Source organism: Gimesia panareensis (assembly GCF_007748155.1).
GTDB classification, from domain to species: Bacteria; Planctomycetota; Planctomycetia; order Planctomycetales; family Planctomycetaceae; genus Gimesia; species Gimesia panareensis.
The window spans coordinates 6,803,741-6,824,175 of the sequence record NZ_CP037421.1 but is presented as its reverse complement, the minus strand read 5'-3'; the positions used below and the strand labels follow the sequence as shown (position 1 = coordinate 6,824,175).

Annotated in this window: 15 protein-coding genes and 1 tRNA gene; 10 read left to right on the top strand and 6 right to left on the bottom strand. The window is 52.5% G+C overall.

From position 1 onward, the window contains the following. Nucleotides 1-109: 109 nt before the first annotated feature. Nucleotides 110-697 carry an RNA polymerase sigma factor gene (locus Enr10x_RS25640; protein WP_145114324.1) on the bottom strand — a complete coding sequence of 196 codons (588 nt, stop codon included), beginning with the start codon at nt 695-697 and terminating at the stop codon, nt 110-112. Nucleotides 698-926: 229 nt separating this feature from the next. Here Enr10x_RS25640 and Enr10x_RS25635 point away from each other — a divergent pair, with 229 nt between their 5' ends. Further along, nucleotides 927-2,168 (top strand): lactate racemase domain-containing protein, encoded by a 1,242-nt coding sequence (locus Enr10x_RS25635; RefSeq protein WP_145451818.1) that lies wholly within the window; start codon nt 927-929, stop codon nt 2,166-2,168. Between the two features lie 14 nt (nt 2,169-2,182). On the opposite strand, the gene Enr10x_RS25630 is transcribed toward Enr10x_RS25635, so the two are convergent. Beyond that, nucleotides 2,183-3,202, bottom strand: coding sequence for a Gfo/Idh/MocA family protein (locus tag Enr10x_RS25630; RefSeq protein WP_145451817.1), 1,020 nt, complete (start codon nt 3,200-3,202; stop codon nt 2,183-2,185). A gap of 96 nt (nt 3,203-3,298) precedes the next feature. On the opposite strand from Enr10x_RS25630, the gene Enr10x_RS25625 reads away from it, so the two are divergent. Genes Enr10x_RS25625 through Enr10x_RS25615 form a run of 3 tightly spaced genes read left to right on the top strand, consistent with a single transcriptional unit; the run spans nt 3,299 to nt 6,975 of the window. Next, a complete protein-coding gene (locus tag Enr10x_RS25625) occupies nt 3,299-4,696 on the top strand; it encodes a sulfatase (RefSeq protein WP_197996239.1) in 1,398 nt (465 codons plus the stop codon). Between the two features lie 36 nt (nt 4,697-4,732). Continuing rightward, nucleotides 4,733-5,353, top strand: a complete 621-nt coding sequence (locus Enr10x_RS25620; RefSeq protein WP_145451816.1) for a MarC family protein — start codon at nt 4,733-4,735, stop codon at nt 5,351-5,353. Between the two features lie 20 nt (nt 5,354-5,373). Next, complete coding sequence (locus Enr10x_RS25615; RefSeq protein ID WP_145114316.1) at nt 5,374-6,975, top strand: hypothetical protein; 1,602 nt, start codon at nt 5,374-5,376, stop codon at nt 6,973-6,975. An 88-nt stretch (nt 6,976-7,063) separates the two neighbouring features. Here the strand turns inward: Enr10x_RS25615 and Enr10x_RS25610 are convergent, their stop codons facing one another. Together Enr10x_RS25610 and Enr10x_RS25605 are read right to left on the bottom strand one after the other, a co-directional pair. Next, nucleotides 7,064-7,798, bottom strand: a complete 735-nt coding sequence (locus Enr10x_RS25610; RefSeq protein ID WP_232093135.1) for an OmpA/MotB family protein — start codon at nt 7,796-7,798, stop codon at nt 7,064-7,066. 593 nt (nt 7,799-8,391) lie between these two features. Further along, nucleotides 8,392-8,955, bottom strand: coding sequence for a type II secretion system protein (locus Enr10x_RS25605; protein ID WP_232093134.1), 564 nt, complete (start codon nt 8,953-8,955; stop codon nt 8,392-8,394). 1,948 nt (nt 8,956-10,903) lie between these two features. Here Enr10x_RS25605 and Enr10x_RS25600 point away from each other — a divergent pair. From Enr10x_RS25600 to Enr10x_RS25590, 3 genes are all read left to right on the top strand, one after another. Beyond that, nucleotides 10,904-12,037 carry an HlyD family secretion protein gene (locus Enr10x_RS25600; RefSeq protein ID WP_197997367.1) on the top strand — a complete coding sequence of 378 codons (1,134 nt, stop codon included), beginning with the start codon at nt 10,904-10,906 and terminating at the stop codon, nt 12,035-12,037. Next, a complete protein-coding gene (locus Enr10x_RS25595) occupies nt 12,034-14,277 on the top strand; it encodes an ABC transporter permease (protein ID WP_145451814.1) in 2,244 nt (747 codons plus the stop codon). Before Enr10x_RS25600 ends, Enr10x_RS25595 begins: the two co-directional genes overlap by 4 nt. A 149-nt stretch (nt 14,278-14,426) precedes the next feature. Continuing rightward, nucleotides 14,427-15,359 carry a fumarylacetoacetate hydrolase family protein gene (locus tag Enr10x_RS25590; protein ID WP_145114308.1) on the top strand — a complete coding sequence of 311 codons (933 nt, stop codon included), beginning with the start codon at nt 14,427-14,429 and terminating at the stop codon, nt 15,357-15,359. 708 nt (nt 15,360-16,067) lie between these two features. Here the strand turns inward: Enr10x_RS25590 and Enr10x_RS30085 are convergent. After that, entirely contained in the window at nt 16,068-16,217 is a 150-nt protein-coding gene (locus Enr10x_RS30085) for a hypothetical protein (protein ID WP_197997366.1), read from the bottom strand. A gap of 250 nt (nt 16,218-16,467) precedes the next feature. Here Enr10x_RS30085 and Enr10x_RS25585 point away from each other — a divergent pair, with 250 nt between their 5' ends. The 3 genes from Enr10x_RS25585 to Enr10x_RS25575 all read left to right on the top strand — a co-directional run bounded on the left by Enr10x_RS25585 (nt 16,468) and on the right by Enr10x_RS25575 (nt 18,787). Continuing rightward, a complete protein-coding gene (locus Enr10x_RS25585) occupies nt 16,468-16,857 on the top strand; it encodes a hypothetical protein (RefSeq protein ID WP_197997365.1) in 390 nt (129 codons plus the stop codon). Between the two features lie 304 nt (nt 16,858-17,161). Continuing rightward, nucleotides 17,162-17,235, top strand: a tRNA-Arg gene (locus Enr10x_RS25580). A gap of 91 nt (nt 17,236-17,326) precedes the next feature. Then, a complete protein-coding gene (locus Enr10x_RS25575; protein WP_145451813.1) occupies nt 17,327-18,787 on the top strand; it encodes a HEAT repeat domain-containing protein in 1,461 nt (486 codons plus the stop codon). On the opposite strand, the gene Enr10x_RS25570 is transcribed toward Enr10x_RS25575, so the two are convergent. Next, nucleotides 18,782-20,047: a tyrosine-type recombinase/integrase gene (locus Enr10x_RS25570; protein ID WP_145451812.1), complete on the bottom strand. Its 1,266-nt coding sequence runs from the start codon at nt 20,045-20,047 to the stop codon at nt 18,782-18,784. The genes Enr10x_RS25575 and Enr10x_RS25570 overlap by 6 nt on opposite strands. Between the last annotated feature and the right edge of the window lie 388 nt (nt 20,048-20,435).

Genomic DNA, 20,435 nt, shown 5'->3' with positions numbered 1-20,435 from the left:
CTCTTCTCCGTACTGTGTCAAATAATAGATGAATGCGATTTCCCAGGCCCGCTCACATCAACGCACTCGGCTGCGGTTGGGTTCATATCTTTTTGAAGTTCGTGATTACTTAATTTTGTTGCGGGCCGGTGACGCCCATCAGTTTCAGTTTTTCCCGTAATTTTTCCCGGGCCAGCCGGAGTCGACTTTTCGCGGTGGCCAGGTTGGTTTCCATGACGTCAGCGACCTCGTTCAGTGTCAGTTCAGAATAGTGGTGCAGCGTGAAGGTCAGCCGCTGGTCTTCAGGAATTGTTCCCAGCAGTTCATCGACAATCAACGCTAATTCCTTGATATTCGCTTTTTCCTCGGGGGAGACGATCTCGCTGGCGAGGCGATTCAGCGAATCATCCTCGTCCTGTTTCTTGCCAGTGTACGCCTTGATCAGGGCATCGTGAGACTGGCGGCGGATACTGTCAATCATCAGGTTGCGGGCCACCCGGTACATCCAGCCTCGAAACCGCCCCTGGGGCAGGTAATCCCACGACTGGTTATAGACCCGCAGCAGCGTCTCCTGAGACAGGTCCTCGGAGAGCTGGGCATCCCGCGTGTTCCGGAAAAAAAAGCCGATCAGGGGGCCCTGGTATTTATCCACCAGTTCATCAAAGGCGCGCTGGTCACCACTTTGAATTCGAATCATTAATTGATCGTCTTCTGTCATGATGACCTTCCTGGAGAGAACGAACGCTGTTCAAGAGACTGGTCGGGTCTCAGAACTGCAATCTGTAATGTTATTCTAATATTGTGATCACAATTCCTGTAGAATTCACCTCCAAACCGCTAACATTTCGGTGTGTCACCCGATTTCACTTAAATCAACAGTCCGATTCATTCGATCCGACGCGTCATATCGGATCAGCGGGGGCTGTTGAGTCAATCAGGATCAAGTTGTGTCGCTCACGGATACTGTCAAAATTGAATTGAAATATGGTCAGACCGGCGAATTTCAATGCGAAATTCCGTCCGAGAGGCTGATCTGTTACCACCAGTCGCCCGCGCCACTGGCGGATGTGACGCAGAAAATGCAACAGGCATTGAACAGCCCGCTGGAGCTCCCGCCACTGAATCTGGCGATCGTACCGGGAGATAAAATTACGATTCTGGTAGACCCGCAAGTGCCCGCCGCCGGTGAAATTATCAATGCTGTCTGGGCTTATCTTTCCGGGTGTGGCATTTCCGCTGGCGACCTGACCATCCTGCAGTGTGCGACAGACCCTGAGAGTGACATACCGAAGCTGCGGGATTCCGTCACCGGGGAACTGCAACAACAGGCAGGCTGGATTTCTCACGATCCGGAATCGCAGGAAGACCTGGGTTATCTGGGGACATCGGCGGGTGGAGAGCGGATTTACCTCTCCCGCCATCTGCTGGAGGCGGACTTCGTGCTGCCCATTGAAAAAGTGGGCTATGATCCGCTCATTGGTTACGCGGGGGGCGGGAGTTCGCTTTATCCCGGCTTCTCATCTCAGGAAGCCATCATCAAAAGCCGTGGTCAGTCCCACCGCGAACTGACTCCCTCCGACAGTCGTCCCTTACGTCAGTTGATCGATGAAGTAGGCTGGATGCTGGGGGTGCAGTACAGCGTGCAGGTGATCCCGGCAGGCGGGTACCAGGCAGCAGACATTGTTTTTGGCAGTCTGGAAGCCGCTTTCAGAAAAGCGAAAGAACGACTCGATCAGCTCTGGCGGGTGGAGCCGGAATACAAAGCGGAAATGATCCTGGTGGCGGTGGAGGGGGGCCCAGCCGGCCATCACTGGAATCAGCTGGGAGGCGTCCTGGAGACGGCGCGCAATCTGGTGACACAGGATGGACGCGTGGTTCTGCTCACTCAAATCGATGCCGAATTCGGGGAAGGGATGCAGTTGCTGGCCAGCTGTCACGAACCCCTGGATGCGATCAAGCCGCTCCGCGACAGGCAGCCGCTCGATCTGGTTGCCGCGACCCAGCTCGCGCTGGCGGGAGACTGGGCGCTGGTCTGTCTGTTGAGTCAGGCTGACAGTGAAGAGGTCGAGGAGCTGTTTATCATCCCGCTGGAAGACGAAGCCGAGATAAAGCGTCTGCTGCAGACCGATGAAACGGTCTCGGTGATCGCCTCGGCGCAACACACCTACGGACAGCTGAAGCAGGACTGAGTTGAACTCTGAACTCAGCTGGTCGGAAGTCCCGCGGATTTGAGGACGGTTTCCTGCACGTCGAAGTCATGCTGATAGGAAAAGTCGATGTCCTTTTCGCGGCGGATGATCCGCGCCATATCAGCTACGTCATCCTGGTAGCGGGTATAGCCGTCGAAGGAGATTTCCTGTGCCCCTTTGCGGTACTTCCCTTTGGCTTTCTCCAGCGTCAGTTTTGCAGTCGGACGCGCGAAGGGTTGCAGGTGATAGGTGCCTGCCGAGCCGCAGACCACAATATGCCTGCGATTGAAACCGTCGACTTCATTACAGCTGGTTTTGACCGTGGCCAGGGCTTTCGGATATTGAAAGACGGCCAGCATATTGTCCTGCAGTTGATCGTCGATTGCTGACGCGTGCTGAGCGAAGGGGGCGACCGCGTCGGGCCGTCCCAGGATCTGAACTACCAGATCAATCACATGGCAGCCCAGTTCAAACATCATGCCGCCCGGTTGCGGTTCCAGTTTGGCGCGGCTGGCCGCATCCATCTTCTTGCTGATCACCGTATGCACTTCAAAAGGTTCTCCCAGCCACCCTTTTTTCAGCAGATCGCGCAACAGTACTACGCCGGGGTTGTAGCGATACATATACCCCATCTGCAGCAGCAGATGTTTTTGAGCCGCCTGATCCAGAATCCGTTTGAAGTAGGGCAGCGACAAACCGGCCGGTTTGTCGAGGTGAATATGTTTTCCCGCGGCGATACAGGTTTCGGCTGTCTTTAACAGATCGGGCACCCGGGTTTCCACGGCGACGGCCTGCAGCCCCTCGACATTGAGCAGCTGTTCTTCGGTCAGAAAGGGGAGCCCCTGATAGATGCCCGTCGATTCCGCATACTTGCGTAACATCGGATCGGGTTCCACGACGCCTACGACTTCATAGTCAGCCGACTTGCGAAACGCCTGCATCTTTCCACCGGCGTGAGGGTGCCCTACGCCAATCTGACCGACTTTGATCTTATCCACCGTACTGGTTCCCTGTTTCAATTTGTTGAATGACATCCGTTCGCCGGGTGTTTAGAATGAATCTGATTCAATCCTAAACCATCGTTCCGGGAAAAACCATTCTATTTGATCTTCATCTGGGAAGGAAATCTGATGCACCGCATACTGGTTCTCGCCTGCCTGTTCTGCTGGATGCCTGGTCTGTTGCAACCGCTCGCAGCGGCCGAAGGCAGACCGAACATCGTCCTGTTTTTTATTGACGATCTGGGCTGGCGGGATGTCGGCTTCATGGGGAGTGACTTCTATGAAACACCTCACCTGGATCAACTGGCGCAGGAATCGATGCGGTTTTCTTCCGCGTATGCAGCAGCACCGAACTGTGCGCCCAGTCGCGCCTGTCTGATGTCGGGACAATACACGCCCCGTCACGGAGTGTATACGGTCGGGGATCCCGCACGGGGTAACGACCGCTATCGTAAACTGGTACCCGCAAAAAATAATGTGGTGCTCGCTGATCGGTTTGTCACGATCGCCGAGACACTTTCCAAGGGCGGTTACCAGTGTGCCAGTATCGGCAAGTGGCATCTGGGAAAGGATCCCCGCTCGCAGGGATTCCAGGTCAACATCGCCGGGAATCAGTCGGGCAGCCCGCGCGGTGGTTATTTCAGTCCCTATAAGAACCCACAGCTCTCGAATGGCGCGCCGGGGGAATACCTTACAGATCGCCTGACCGATGAAGCCTGTACGTTCATCAAAGACAACGCGAAGTCTCCGTTCTTTCTGTATTTGACACACTACGCCGTGCATACACCTTTGCAGGCCAAAGAGAAATACAAACAGCACTTCCAGGAGAAGCCTCCGGGAAAACTGCATCAGCACACAACCTATGCCGCCATGGTCAAAAGCATGGATGACAGTATCGGCCGTGTGCTGACGACTTTGAAAGAACTGAAGCTGGACGAGAATACGGTGATTGTCTTCACCTCGGATAACGGCGGGTATGGCCCTGCAACCACGATGAAGCCACTGCGCGGCTCCAAGGGAATGTTATATGAGGGGGGCATCCGCGTACCGCTGCTCGTCAAGTGGCCCGGCGTGACCCAGGCGGGAAGTTCCAGTGAAGAACCGGTGATCAACCTGGATCTGTACCCGACTTTTCTGGATATAACGGGGGTTCCGGTTCCGCAAGATTACCAGTTAGACGGCGAAAGTCTGGTCTCTGTGTTGAAAGATCCGCAAAGCCAGTTGAAAAAACGGGCTCTGTTCTGGCACTTCCCGGCTTATCTGCAAAAATATCAGGGCATGCGGCAGCGGTTTCGGACCACTCCGGTTTCTGTCATCCGGCAGGGAGACTGGAAGCTGCTCGAGTATTTTGAAGACGGGCATCGGGAGCTCTATAACACCCGCAGTGACATTGGCGAATCAATGAACCTGATTGACAGCCAGCCAGACAAAGCCGCAGCCCTCACAGAGGAACTGCATCGCTGGCAGAAACAGGTCAATGCGGCCATCCCTTCCGAGCCCAACCCCAGGTATCAACCGGGGGACTGACACGGTTCCGGATCACAGGAAAGACGACGACCTCTCATGTGGGAAAACATTCTCAAGGATTTTATCTACCTCTGGGCGGTCATTGATCCTGTGGGGAGTATTCCGGTTTTTATCGCAGTCACAGCCGGCACCAGTAAAGTGGTGCAGCGCAAGATTGCCTTGCGGGCGGTGATCACAGCGGGGCTTGTGCTGATTCTGTTTATTGTCGGCGGACAACTGTTGCTGGAACAGCTGGAAATCCCGCTTTCCGCTTTTCAGATCGCGGGAGGACTCGTCCTGTTTCTGTTTGCGCTGACCATGATTTTTGGTGAGAGCAAACCGGAAGCGGAGATCGAAGAATCCAACAGAGTGCAGGCTCATCAGAATAAAGCGGTCTTTCCCCTGGCGATTCCCTCGATCGCTTCGCCCGGAGCCATGATGGCGGTGGTCCTGATTACCGACAATCATCGCTTTCATGTTGGAGAGCAACTGGTCGCCACAGTTACCATGCTGGTTGTGTTGCTGATCACCTTCGGGTTTCTGTTACTGGCTGGACCGATTCAGAGAGCGATCGGCGATGCGGGGGCGAGTGTGGTCAGTCGCATCAGCGGACTCATTCTGGCCTCGGTGGCCGTCGACAGTGTCTTGAGTGGTATCAAGAGTTACTTTGAACTATAACCTGAGCTTCGGGGGAGTGCATGAAATACGCACATCGCTGCAGCCAGATTCTGCTGCCGGCACTGGCCATGTCTGTGGGCTGGGGTTTTCGTGGGAATTACGGACATGAAGCCGGCGCCATGGTTCCCGGGGCGCTCGTCGCTCTGGCAGTCTGTCTGACTTCCGGCAGACCCGAATGGTGGCAACGGGGAACTTTAATGGCTTTCCTGGGCGCGATTGGCTGGGCATTCGGCGGGCAGATGAGCTACGGTCGCGTGATTGGATACACGGCAGGTTCCCAATTTCTGGATGTGACCTATGGCTATGCCAGCCTGTTTCTGATCGGTGCACTCTGGGGAGGCATCGGGGCCGGAATACTGGCTCTCTCGATCACAATGAAACGCTCCGAGCTGGAACGCTTCACCATTCCGTTAGCCTTTCTCTGGGTCTTCTGGCTGGCACTGGATTTGAGTGGCCTGACCTCCGGCCTGTTTGAGCTCTGGAATCCCTACGATGTGGACTGGGTCGCCGCAGGTTCAGCCGCCCTGGTCAGTTTCCTCCTGTATCGTGCCCGCCCTGATTTTCGTGCGCCCTGTCGTTTGCTGCTGCTGTTATCGGTGGGCTGGCTGCTGGGATTTTTTCTGCTGACCATGGTCCTGGGCCTGCGAATGACACCACCGCGGGGAGACAACTGGGCCGGCTGTGTCGGAGTTTTCATCGCATTAGTCTACGAACTCAGGCAGCAGCAAAACCGGGCGGCCCTCCGCTGGTGTGGCTACGGGTTTCTATTCGGCGGGCTCGGTTTTCTACTGGGTGACTTTGTCAATATGCTGGGCCGGGCACAGTGGTCCATTATCGGAACCTGGCCGCTGTTGCAGGGGCTTGATTACTGGAAATGGATGGAGCAGCTGTTCGGTCTGATCATGGGAGCCGGTATCGGCTGGGGGGCACAAAGTTTTGCGCGACAGCAGACAGCCGACCAGAATTCACAGGCAGCAAATGCGCTTCAGCCTGAGACGATTGCCCTTGAATCACCGGCGGAAGACGTGGCAACCAGAGGCATGAATTTGATTGGTCTGATCTTTCTGCTGATCATTTTACCGTGGAAGAATCTGCACAAAAATGTGTTTCGCTGGCAGGAAGCCGGCTGGATACCAGATGAATATGCCGGGCTTGCCGGTACCCTCTGGTTTCTGATTGTGGGGATTCTGCTGTCGCTGGCGATCGGATTTGCCATCTGCAAAGCCAAACGGAATCAACTGGCTTTGATTCCTGCTTCCAGTCTGGGGCGGGCGCAGTGGTTGTTTCTGCTGATTCTCTGGATGTCGCTCGCGGGCGATTTCTGCGGGACGCTGCCTCGACTGGACAGCCGTGGTGTGTTCGTGGTGCAGATCTCGTTCTGGATCACCGGAGCACTCTGTACCCTGCTGGTCGTCCGCATCCAGGAAGCGAACCAGTTACTGCCGACCGGTTTCTGGAAGAGCACTGATTCCCGCTGGTCATTTCACGTGTTGACCAGGCTGGGGGCCGCGATTGCGGTACTGCTCCTGTGCGGAGCCATCGGCTGGCTCACCATTCAGACGCATGATGAGCCATTGCCGGGAAGTCATCTGAGATTTGAAACGTCGGAGACACAGCACTAGATCGCGCCGCATTTAACCATAGCGTTTCTCAATCTAATATACTCGGTCCAAATGGCCCTGGAAACGCTACAGTAAAACTGGACACAGTCTAGTGCAGCAGAGTCGGGTTAGGATCCCAGCCGGCGACGACCGCATCCGGAGCGAGCACAAAGATTTCGACACGACGGTTTTTCTGTCGGGCGGAATCGTTTGCATTCGGGACGACAGGCTGGAACATACTGTAACCGGCTGCTCCCATGCGTTCCTGCTTCACGCCAAATTTGGAGAGTGACAGGACGACGGAGTTGGCCCGGTTCGTTGACAGGTGCCAGTTCGTCGGGTGGTGACGCTGCGTGGCCGCTTTGGAGATCGGCTTGTCATCCGTATGACCGACTACCAGAACATTCAGACGTTTGGCATTGCCGTCGTTCATGATGGCGGCAAACTGGTTGAGAATTTCTTTAGCGGAAGGCTTGAGCTGATCGCTGCCGGAGGAAAACAGAATGTCAGAATGGAACTTACTGACACCGGTGTGCGGATCGAATTCAAAGTCAGGATATTTCTGTGCCAGTTCCTGGAAGCGACGCGTGGCTTCGCCATCGAGGGGGCTGGGCTGTCCCTTCGCTTTTTTCATCAGGCTGACATAGCGCTGCTGCATTTCTGAACGTTCTGCATTCAGGTTATCGAGTCGCTTGTTGGCGATATTGAGGTTCGATTCCAGCGTCTGTGCCCGCATTGCCAGCTGGTCCCGTTCCTGCTGCAGCATGGTCGCTGACTGCTCGAACTGATCACGCTGCATGGCCAGATCCATGTTCTGACTGTAGAGCTGCTGGGAGCGGTACATGCTTTGTCGAAGCTGTGCGTTCGGTCCACGATGACAGCCAACCTGACTGATGCTGAATAAAGTTACTGCGCTAAGCAGGCATACCCGTACGAAGCTGGGCATCTTGAGTGCTCCTTTATCAATCTCTGAATAGAATCACATCTCCCACGGCGCAAGTCATCGGGACGATGATTCTCTGATCTGAAGCCAGAGACATCGATCGATAATTCACGAACCCTGGAAAAGCCAAGCTGATTCAAGGAAAGATGAATGGATTAAAAAATCAATTTTGAATGGGTGGTAGGTTTTGAGATATGACACGTGGGGACGTGTCCCGCCGGACGGTTGAATGAGTAAAGTGAAGTGAGAGAGTTTTACTCATTCAAATGTCAGCAGAAGCGGATTTATAATGCGATTGTTTTTTTGTGCCAAGACCAACTTGTTCAAAAAAGATCGCATTTTTTCAGTTTGAAATATCTACAATCAAACGCGTCTGACAGCTCATAAGTCATGGTGTAAAAAAAGAAAAACAGGTGAAACCTGGCGCTCAAACCAGACTCCACCTGTTTTCAGGAGAGTGTCTTCATTATAGGGACGGGAACTGAATTCCTGGTTTAGGGTTCAGCTTCCAGCCGCTTCAGATCCTGCTTCAACAGTTCGATGGCTTCCGCCAGATTACGGCGTGCTACCAGGGAGGCAGTGTTCTGAGATAAATCGTATTTAAAGTTCTTGAGTGCCTTTTTGGTTTTGGCAATCTTTTCTGCTTTAGTCAGTTCGATTGGTTCGAAATCCACCAGGCTCGGGTCCGAGCTCACCGGATCATCGGCTACTGCAGCGTCTTCGCTGGGAGCGGAAGTCAGGGCGACAGTATTTTCGGCTACTTCATCTTTTTCCTCTGCCAGCAGTTCATCAGCGTGTGCCTGCTGCTGCTTTTTCAGGTCAATCGCGTACATGTCCAGGATTTCCTGGAGCGAGTGTTTGTAGGATCCAGAAATTTCGGTGATTACCGGTCCGCCCGCATACTCATATTCGCGGTATACCCAGTAGGGACCCGATTTCTGTTTACTTTGCAGAGAGGCATCCTGTGCCTTCTGAATCTCTGGCAGTAGTAAAGCGATCAGAACGGCTATCGTGGCGATAGCGACCATCAGTTCGATTAGCGTAAATCCTCTTCTCATTCCTCTTTTCTTAGATGATGATGTCCTCATCATCTCTCCTTATTAAACTGAAACCACAACATGCTCAACAAACAGATTCGAGCACAAACTTTTAACGCCCGGGGTTATAAGGGCACATGTTTAAGAGATTGTTGCTGTTTGATGATTATTGTGATTTGGGATTTAAGCGAATGATGTGCCAAATGTGATTTGTCGCTGATTCTTCATGTGGGAGCGAGGGGCTATCGTGAATCTCTGTAACGAGATAAGGCGAATGTAATACTGTTATATTAAGAGGATTTATTTTTTTGAATCATCAAACTCCCGCAGTCTGAACCAGGAAATGCCCGATTCTTAAGCAGACGCTGACGGGGCAGTGCCAGGTCGTGATTCTTCAATCGCATGCATCTTTGTAAATAGGAGGAACTGGTGCTAATAACCTGCGGCTCAGCAGTCTTTTCGGCTGGTAAAGTGCCTGAAAACAAGATCAGTCGCACGGCATTCGCTGCGGTTAAGACCAACCTGGGTGCCTGGTCTTTTGCAGGTACTGGTGCAGGTTCATCTCGCTGGTGGCGAGCCGTTCGCTAGAATGGGGGCTGTATTGAATCGCGCGCGGGAGCTGTGACTCCTGCTTGCTGCGCCCGGGCTGGATTGTCTCCTGGCTGACCCCTTAGCTGTGTCGTGGGATGCATTGGTTTCGGCACAGTTGGGCCAGGTAGCGTTTCTTAATTCGGATGTGATATAGCAAAGTCGTTTCAACCGGGGCTAACGCCCTGCGGCTAATTTTGCTTTTGTGCTGTTGAAGTCCTGAAAACAAGAGTCACAGCATACCCTCGACCATGGTGAATACTTACAGAACTAACGCTGTCGACCTCATAATCACGATGAAAACTATTAAATAAACACGGCCTGGCCAACTGTGGCAGCCCGGAGAAGAGACTCTGTTTTATTGGGGCTACTGGACTCGAACGGGGCTCTGACCGTTTCCTGTGGTCTGCGACCACACCGAATTACATTCGGGGGTACCCATTCATTTTGATGGATCTGCTTTTCTCTGTTATGCGGGACCGTGTGAAAAAACGTGACTTTAATGGTTTTAAGCGGGGCTTATGCGGTAAAAACGGGTGAAAAGTGGTAAAAACTGGCAAGTAACGGAGTGCATTGATGAGCAGTTGTTTTTCAAATCGTGCTGAAACCAGAGGATTTGATAGTGTGTTTGAGGCATCGGTTCTGAATGTTCCCGTGAAAATGTTGTTTACGCTCGCGCGCGCGACGCATAACAAGGCATTCTGGTCAGGTGCGGGTGCGAGTCCAGTCCAGTTTATTCAGTCGTCAGGGATGATTTGTGAGGTGGGATATGTTTATCTCGGCTGCACTGTCGGGCAAGCCGACAGGTGGCACCCCACACCTCAGTCGGCAGGAGTATCCGGAGACTTTGAAAGTTTCTTCTGTCAGTTTCCTGCTCGCTGCGCTCGGCCCGAATTTTATTCGGGCTTACCCCCTATTTATTACTGCGGTGCGGGTTGGTGTGCTGATTCTGAATCGGAGGATTGCACTAAGACCTCCTGTTGCCTGTGGCAATCCCGGATTGCATCCGGGAGCACCCGACCATCGGGAGATTTTAATTGTGATGGGTGGGTTACTCGCGCACTGTCGGGCGAGCCGAGCAGTGGCACACGGCACAATTAAAAACGGAACGGTTGGGAACCGGGTCTAACATCCTGCGACAGGTTAGGATCCTGGGAATCACATTCAAAAAAAATCAATACACACTGCCAGGTATTCAGAATCCCTATGGTTTCAAGCAAGGAAACGTCGACCCACGGTTAGAATTTTCACGGGGAAATCATTCATGTTTGCAGGATAACTATGGAATTGCTCTCCAGACCGCTAAGATGAACTCACTTAAGTTCAACCAGATGAAGTTTATACGCCAGCTCTGTTCACACATACCAAAGAGGAAGTACCGTTGAAGAAGATTCTGGGTCTGATTGCATTGGGCGTGGTTCTGATTCTAGCCCTGATTGTGAGCCAGAATCACACAGAGCCCTTTAAGGTATCCGGGTTCATCGAAGCTGATGATATCCGGCCCGGTTCGCGGGTCGGGGGGCGCGTCAAGCAGGTTCTGATTAACGAGGGGCAGCAGGTCATCAGGGGAGAACTGCTGATCGAACTGGAACCCTATGACCTGCTGGAACGTCGGGCCGAGGCGGAAGCAGCGCTCGCGGAAGCGAAAGCCTATCACAGCAAGCTGGTGGCCGGTTTTCGTCCGGAGGAAATTGCAGAGGCCTCAGCAAAAGTGGATCAGTTGAAAGCACGCCTGACGCTGCTGGTCAACGGGCCCCGTCGCCAGGAGATTGAATCTGCGGTCGCGGAACTGAGGCTGGCAGATGCTCAGTATCGTCTGGCAAAGTCGCAACAGTCCCGGATTGAAACACTGTTTGCGGAAAAGACCGCCTCCCAGGATGAACTGGATACCGCCAACACGGAACTGCAGGTGGCAGCAGCCAGAAAGGCGGTCAAGGAGCAGGCACTCGAGTTACTCAAGGAGGGGACACGTAAAGAGGAGATCGACGAAGCCCGCGCTCAATTAACTCAGGCCGAAGATGCCTGGCAGCTGATGAAAAACGGGAGCCGGCGCGAAGATATCGAGCAGGCCGCCGCCACGGTCAAAAAAACAGAAGCCAATCTGCAAACCATTGAGAAACAGATCAGTGAGCTGAAAATCACCTCGCCTGCGGACGGGGTCGTCGAGGCGGTGGATCTGGAACCCGGAGATCTCGTGGGAAGTAACGTGCCCGTCGTTTCGATTCTGGATCTGGACCAGTTATGGGTACGTTGCTACGTCCCGGAAAATCACCTGGATATTCACGTCGATCAGAAAGTCAAAGTCACCATTGACAGTTATCCCGATCGGGAATTTGCAGGGGTGATCTCTTTCGTATCACGTCAGGCGGAGTTTGTCCCCCGCAATGTGCAGACACCGGAAGAACGTTCGAAGCAGGTCTTTCGTGTGCGGGTCCGGCTGCAGAACCAGGAACGCTTACTGCGTCCCGGCATGTCGGCTGATGTCTGGCTGGATCAGACGGGAGACCGCTCATGAGTTCGGTGATTGAGGTCGATCAGCTCACACGCGACTTTGGCACCCTGCGTGCCGTCGATCAGGTCAGCTTTACAGTGGAACGCGGTGCTATCTTCGGTCTACTGGGACCGAATGGCAGCGGCAAATCGACCATCATCCGCATGCTCTGCGGCGTACTGGAGCCGACCGGTGGCTCAGCTCACGTCCTAGGCTATGACGTGACTACCGATGCGGAACTGATCAAACGCCGCATCGGCTACATGTCTCAAAGTTTCAGTCTCTACTCCGATCTGAGCGTGCGGGAGAATATCGAATTTTATGGTCGGATCTATGGGCTGAGTCCAGACAAACTCGAACAGCGTTTTCAGGAGATCATCGAGCTGACTTCGCTGGGGGACCGCCTGGATCAGCTGGCGGGGAATCTTTCCGGAGGCTGGAAGCAGCGACTGGCGCTGGGGTGCGCTCTGATCCATGAACCGGAGGTGCTTTTCCTGGACGAGCCGACGGCAGGCATCGATCCGGTGGCCCGCCGCGATTTATGGGACCTACTCTTTGAACTGGCAGGGCAGGGCGTGACTCTGTTTGTCACCACACATTATATGGACGAAGCGGAACGCTGCAGCGACGTCGGTTATATTTACGATTCACGATTGATTGTCTGCGGAAAGCCGGAAGAACTGAAGCAGTTAGCCAGCGTGACTCCACCGGGAACGGCGCGCTGGGAAATCGATACCGTCCATCCTGCAACCCGCTTAAGTACGTTTCGTGAAATGGAAGGGGTACGCGATGCGACGCTGTTCGGTCAGACCATTCATGTGCTCGCCGATCAGAGTCTCACGGAATCGGATTTTATCAACCGCATCGCTGAGGAGCAGGCCACCGTCCAGGTCAGGCCGATCACGCCTTCGCTTGAAGATGTGTTTGTGACTCTCAGCCGGGCCGAGGGCCTGAATCACGATGCAGACACCACTGTTCCGGATACACAAATTCAGGATGCTGCTGAACCGCAGTCCGAGGGCGTCAATTCCGTGGATGCGCCTCAGGTACCCCTGGAGAAAAGGCCAGTTGAGGAACGCACCTCGATCTCAAAGACGCCCCGTATCAGACAAAAGCCGCTTGCCGGATTCTGGGCGATTCTGGTCAAAGAATTTTCGCATGTCCGCCGGGAGCCGGCGACACTGCTCTTTGTCTTTGCGGTCCCGGTGTTGCAAACCCTGATTTTCGGGTTTGCCATCGACACGCAGATTGAAAATATTCCGACCGTGATTTTTGATCTGGACGGTCGATCCAGTTCGCGTGAACTCCGAGAGGCGTTTGCCAATACCCGGACTTTTCAGATCATCGGCCGCGTTTACGATCACGATGCCTTTCGCCATGCCTTTGAGTCCGGAGAGGCCAAAGTGGGGGTGATTATTCCCCCGGACTATTCCGATCGACTGCTGAAAGGGGAACAGGTCTCCGTGCAGGTCCTCATCGATGGCAGCGATTCTCAGGTTGCGACCACCGCTTTGAATGCCTCCAGCCTGCTCGGCTTGAATTATTCAACCAATATCACGAAGAATTTTGCTGAGACGCTGAATGTCGTCCCTTCGCGGGATGCCGAAGGGAAGGTCGCGCTCCCCGTCGAAATCAGACCCCGTCTGCTGTATAACCCGGATCTGGAGAGTTCTCATTTTTTTGTTCCGGGACTGGTAGGCATCATTTTGCAGCTGGTGACCCTGTTTTTAACTTCCTTTGCCATTGTCCGTGAAAGAGAGCTGGGAACGCTGGAGCAGCTGTTTGTGACACCGGTCAGCAAATCCGGACTGATGCTGGGTAAGCTGGTCCCTTACGCGATGATCGGTTTCGTGGAAACGCTGATCGTCCTGACAGTGATGGTGTTCCTGTTCCGGGTGCCGATTCATGGAAATCTCTGGGAGTTGTTGACGCTTTCACTGTTGTTCCTGATTTGTGGCCTGGGGCTGGGGATGCTGGTTTCCACGATCGCCCGCACGCAACTGCAGGCGATTCAGTTTGCGTTCCTGATTATGTTGCCTTCTGTGCTGCTGTCGGGCTTCATGTTTCCGCGATCCCAGATGCCGCTTCCCATTTACCTGTTTACGTTCATCATTCCGGTGACTTATTTCCTGGAGATTTTACGAGGGATTGTATTGAGAGGCTCTGATCTCACAGACCTGCTGCCTTATGTCACGGGGCTGGCCCTGTGCTGCGTGGCAATCATTGGTATCAGTTTAAAGAGATTCCAGAAGCAGTTAACATAATGGTTCCTGCGAACTGGTCTTTCCTGCTGCAGACGTTAGCATGAAAAGGACAGGATTTGTCTGTGCCAGTACCAACAGGGGCGTCCCTGACAAATTTTTATCAGACTGTCCGGACCGAATTGAAGATCCCGATCAGGAGTTCATAGACCATGAGACTGTGCCGCTATCAGTTAGACAACCAGATTTACTGCGGATTTTACTCGGAAGATTCCATTCTGCCCCTGGGGGCCGCCGCCGATCTGGCCGGAGTGGAGGTCGATGAAACAGAGGGGCTGATCCCTTTTCTGCCGGGTGGTGCGCAACGGGAAACAATCCAGGTCATCGAGCAGCATCTCAAACAGGCCATGGATGAAGAACTCTTCCCCCTGTCGGTCATGCCGGAAGACGTGCAACTGCTCGTACCTCAACCCGCTCCCTCCAAGCTGCTGCTCCTGGCAGGCAACTATTCGAAACACATTGAGGAGGGGGGAGGCAAGGCGGAAGAACGTCAGAAAACATTTCCTTACGTGTTCATGAAGCCGCCGTCCACAACGCTCACCCATCCCGGTCAGCCGGTGAAGATTCCTGCGGTCTCACCCGATCATATTGACTGGGAACTTGAGCTGGGCATCGTGATGGGAAAAACGTGCAAGGGGGTCTCCGAAGCAGACGCCCTCGATTATGTGGCCGGCTATACCGTGATCAATGATATTTCGGATCGCAAATTCCGCCCGAATCCGGAACGGACCCAACGGGAAAAGGACGGCTTCTTTGACTGGCTGCACGGCAAGTGGCACGATACGTTCTGCCCGATGGGCCCCTGCATTACCCCGGCCAATGAAATCGAAGATCCTCAGCAGTTGAAAATGAAACTCTCCGTCAACGGAGAGGTCGAACAGGATTCTTCCACAGCCGAGATGATCTTCCCGGTTGCGGCCATCATCGAGTTCATCTCCAGTTTTGTTCAGCTGGAACCAGGTGACGTTATTTCCACCGGCACTCCCAGCGGCGTAGGTGCTTCCAAAAACAAGTTCCTCAAAAACGGCGATGAAATGAAAGCCGAGATTGAAGGCATTGGAGTTCTGCAAAATCCCGTGGTCTGACTGCAGGTTTTTGCAGGAAACGGCCTTCGAAAGCCGATCGAACAGTGGAATTGAATGGTGGGCGGCTATTCTGTTCTCTTTTCGACCACAGTTTTTTCAATTCTACAACGGTTTCAAGTAGTGTCGCTGATTCGACTTGAGCAAAATCATCTCGTTAAACCGAATCTATTGCATGGTTTAGACGATTGTTCGGCAAATTCTGCGCAAATGGCACATCTATTGCGAATTCCCTTAGATAAGACAGTCAAAGTTTTTTGACTTCTGGTTTCATTCATTCAGGGATGAAGTCAGGCAACAACAGGGTTCTTATCAAGGAGACAAGACCATGAAACGTGCACTGACCATCGCCCTGCTCGTTAGTAGTGTTTTTTTAACAGGGGCCATACACACAACGGAAGCAAGGCCACCCGCCTGGAAACGGGCTCACAGAAATTTTCATCAGGTGGAGCGAAATTACCGTCATGCCCGACGGGATTTCCGACATTCGTACAACCGATATCGAAATCGATCCAACCGATATTACCGCAGGTACAACAACTACTCTCGTAGTCCCTACTATGGCGGTTACCGAGGCGGCTATTACTCGCCCGGTTTCGGTTTCTATTATGGATGGTAATCCATATTTTTAATAAATCCGCCACGATCAGGCTTTAACTGATCCTGTCGGGCCGGTTCCTGTGTTTTACAGGTTCATCTTGGCAAAAAATCTCAAGTCTTTCGTTCATTTGGTTCGGCCCGATCATTTGAATGGGAGGCTTGTTTTTTTATATCCACCTCACCGGCAGATCCTGCCGCCAGAGTGGATTTCGCTGGCATCAGATTGATCTCTCCTGTTGCGATACTGAGACGCTTTTTCATGCCCCGCCTCTGCTGCCAGATTTTGCTGTTCTCCTAAGTCTCATTTTAAAAACAGGTTAGGGATAGCAATTTTAAGAGTGCGTTATTGGCACGCTTATAGCGATTTTCAGAGTTACGGCAGGCGGACAAGTAAGTAATGAGTGAAGGATTCTCAACCGTTCTGCAACCGAGTGCCAGACCACCAGCGAGGATGCTGATTCCAACGCGTCTGTGACACTCATTCAGGTTCATTTTTCCAAGGAGCGAAACGATGCAAAATCACACAGATACGGTTGGTACAGACACAACGACAAAGCCCAGAAAACGAAAAGGACTGAAACTGGCATTATGCATGGGGCTGGTTCTGGGGGGAGCATTGTTGCTGATGCCAACCCAACAGGCACAGGCGGGCCATGGATGTTCTTCCGGTTACGGGTATGGAGGCTATGGCTATTCTTATCCCAGTTACGGGTATCGAGGATACTATAATTCCTATCCCAGCTACGGATCAGGTGGCTTCTACTACAGCAGCCCATCCTTCGGGATCGGCATTTACAGTGGTAGCGGCTATCGAGGTGGCTATTATGGCGGATACCGCGGTGGATACAGAAGCGGTTATCGCGGCGGCTATGGATATCGTGGCCATCACCACCACCACTAAAAAAGGATACCGGGCAATACTTGAAAATTGCCCATCCTTCAGAAATACCAGGCTCTGTTACGCCAGAACAGAGCCTTTTTTCTTGCGCAGCCGGGAACCAGGAACCGGGGTCAATTGTCGTACATAAAAGGGAAAGCGAGGCAGAGCGGCTGAATCAGCCCGGAAAACGGGCAAAATCCTTGTTGCAGGACCATTTGAGCCCCGAAAACCGGGGAAGAGCTGCTAAAAAGATTCAAATGCAGCTTCCGAAACGCTTTAAAAGGGAGAAGGGCCTCGCTAAAATACCCTTTCCCAATCGGGACAGGCACCCCTAGCTCAATTGGATAGAGCATCGGTTTACGAAACCGAAGGTTGCAGGTTCGAACCCTGCGGGGTGTACTAGACTTACGTCAAATGGCCCCCTCGAATGTACCTAGGTACAATCTAGGGGGCTTTTTTGATTTCAGGTTCCGTCCTAAGGAATCAAGCTATGCTTTACCAGGAGATTCTTTCTCGGCTCGATGCTGGTCTGAAGTCGGATGAAAGAGAGATGTTCATCACAGAATGTCTTTTGAATCCACTCCCGATTTCTCCTTGGTCTCTGTGGACGCTCTGTTCCCTCATAAAACACCGGCAACGTCAGGAATACGTTCTGCATATTGTTCGTGATAAGCTGAGCGGAGATCCAAAGGCTCTTGCTGAAGCTGGAGCATTAGGCCATCCTCCCATCGAACGAACTGGCCTGGTACCAACCAACACAGATTGGGAGTACCGTTTTCATGGTCGAGGCTGTTGTCTGACCAACCGTATCACAGGGGAGTTGCTTGACGTCGACTTCTACGACGAGACAGCGGATTGGTTCAATAGTTATTTCTATGAAGGGTACCTGGAATCTCTCAAAGAGCCTGAGATCTGGGAACGGCATGTGATTAAACTCCACCCTTCACTCGAAACAGTGGCCATTTCGTTTCAGAACCTGATAGAGAATGGTCTGCTTGAAAAGCATCCAGAATCTAGCGTCGTTCGATTGGGATTTGAATCAGACGAGTTTCTCGGTTTACTTGAACGCTTTGAAGAAGCATCCGATTCACTCGTTCAAAGACTGGCAGCTGTCTTGGGTGACTGGGGAATGCTGACTGAAGGAGAAGTCTCCCGTCAGGATGTCTTAGAAGCGTTTGCCCGGACTAGCCTCGATCGCGAGCAGGATCTGATCCAGCGATTTGAACGCAATGATCAACAGAGGTTAGCACTGCGAAGCCTTTTTGAAATGGAAAGCTCCAGGAGATTTGAGATCCTTCGCCAGGCTTTGAGTTCACCCCCATCAGGCACAGTTTCAGCTGCGTTGGACATCCTATTTGAAATGAATGATGGATTATGGTGTGACGAAGTTTGGAGTCTGCTCAGCAGAACTGATCCTGATGGAGAACTCCCTCAGCCACACATCTGGCATACGTGTTTGGAGTACCTGACCCTGCACACTTCGGATTGTGAAAGCATCAAGCAAAATCTGCGAAAGACCTCCGGTCATACAATCGGTGATGTAGCCATTCTTGCTTTGAAACACTTTCCTGAAGAGTCGTTAGGACTGTTCCGCAGAGCGTTGTGTTCGACGGTTCCTAACAACCGGATCATAGCGGCTTCGGCGTTAGCTTTGATTGATCAACCTTGGAGCCACGAAGAATTACTTGCAGTACTCCGTAATTCAGATGACCAGGAAATGACTGCCGAGTGCCGGGCTGCACTGCGTGAGATTCCACGTCCCAAGCTCCATCAGATTGTAGATGAGTGGGAGTACCAGAATCCGCATGAAGCTGAAACGGGGGAATGGATTTCAATGGAAGAAGCTGCTCTCCGGAGATCTCAGGGGCTCATCAGAGTTGAAATGGAGTCCTTGCATGATCAAGTTCTTCCTTTGCGAGCCATCATACCACCTGAACCGCCCAGCTCATGATGAAGTTTCAGTATCTGACTGCTGCTCTTTTGATTCTTCCTGTACCAAGATTTGGTGCAAGGATTCTGCTGCTTGTTGAACATCGCCAGGAGCGTAGTGCTTTTGTGTCGTTTCCCATGATGAATGTCTCATGATCCGGATGATTACCAATGGAGGAACGCCTGCGTTTCTTAATCGTTCCCCACAAGACCGCCTCAGATCATGAGCAGATGCAAATTTGATGGAGCGACCCGTCTTCTCATCTCCCTGTTCAACTATGATTTTTGCTTCTTTCCCAATCCGACTGATCACTTTTCCAACCCAGTCCGAGTCAGGGCGTTCGTGGCGGACTTTTCTGCCGAGCTTCAGTTGAAGAGAGAGGGGATTGAAAATCCACCCGTTGCGATCTGTCTCAGGAGTCTCCAGGATAAGTTTTTCAAATCCAGGCAGAAGAGGGATCGTCTGGAATGTGTCGTTCTTCTGCATTGCTGCTGGAATTTCCGGAACAGGGTGCTTTCCTGGTTGCCATACAGGACGGATCGTTCCGGGTAAGTCCCAAGAGAGGTGCATCAATTCATCAATCCGGAGGGCGGATTCCCAAAGACCTTGAAGGACATATTTCCAGGAGGGAGCTGCTTCCTTCCCAACGATCTCTGAAGCTGATTCAAGCATCTTTTTGAATTCTGCTGCAGAGATCGGACGGCCCTTCATCGGGTTCTTGGATGTCTTGATGCGTGGTAGTTTGGGACGTGTCTCCAACCAGTCCTGGTCGTAAGCCCAATTGAGAGCAGCTAAGATACTCCTCAGATATCCTCGCACAGTGTGTGGAGAACGTGGTTTCCCTCGTACTCCCTGTTCCCCCGCCAGGAGACGTGACTTCAGTTTTTGTAATGTGGCTGATTTTGCCATGTCTCCAAGAGTCTTGGGCTTTACGATTCGCTCTGCTATATCCAACCGACTCTCTACATCTTCAGCAGTTCTGTCACGCAGTGCTGAAAGATGCAGTACGCGATATTCTTCCCGAAAGTCATCCCAGGCCATCTCGGGGCCGAAGACTTTGTCTTTCTTCTCTTGTGGGTCGAGTCCCAATAAAAATCTCGCTTCAATCTCGGCTTTCATCTGCTCAGCATCTTCGATGTCTCGACTGCCGACTGAAATCCGGATCTCACGCTTTTCATTGGGGCAGGTGTACCTGATCTGGAAAGGGCGTCCCGATGGTTGTGCGATGCGAACTTTCGGAATTATTTTTTTTTCTGACTTTGATTGTTTCTTCTTCGCCATGGTATTTCTCCGTTGAGGCCTGTGCAGAGTGATCTATCGTGCGATCACTCTGTCACAAACGTGTGTTCAACGGACGAACTGCGGCTGGATGAGAGCACATACTCAATCCAGTCGCTGCCAAGAATGAAACCTTGCTTATGCAGGTAGGAGACTTTTAGTCCCGCCCTTCGGGCTGCACGGAGAGTGGAATCTGAGATTCCGAGTCGTCTCTTGAATGCTCGAAGAGTGTAGAGTTCGTGAGGGTTAATAACCCCTTGGGCAACGTCTGTTGTTGTCGTCATGAGTGATCCTTTCGGGTCAGTGAAATAAAGCTTCCACTGACTAGCTCTGCCTATTCACATATACCCGAAGGATTCACTCGATATGACTTATTCATTAGCCTTGTAAG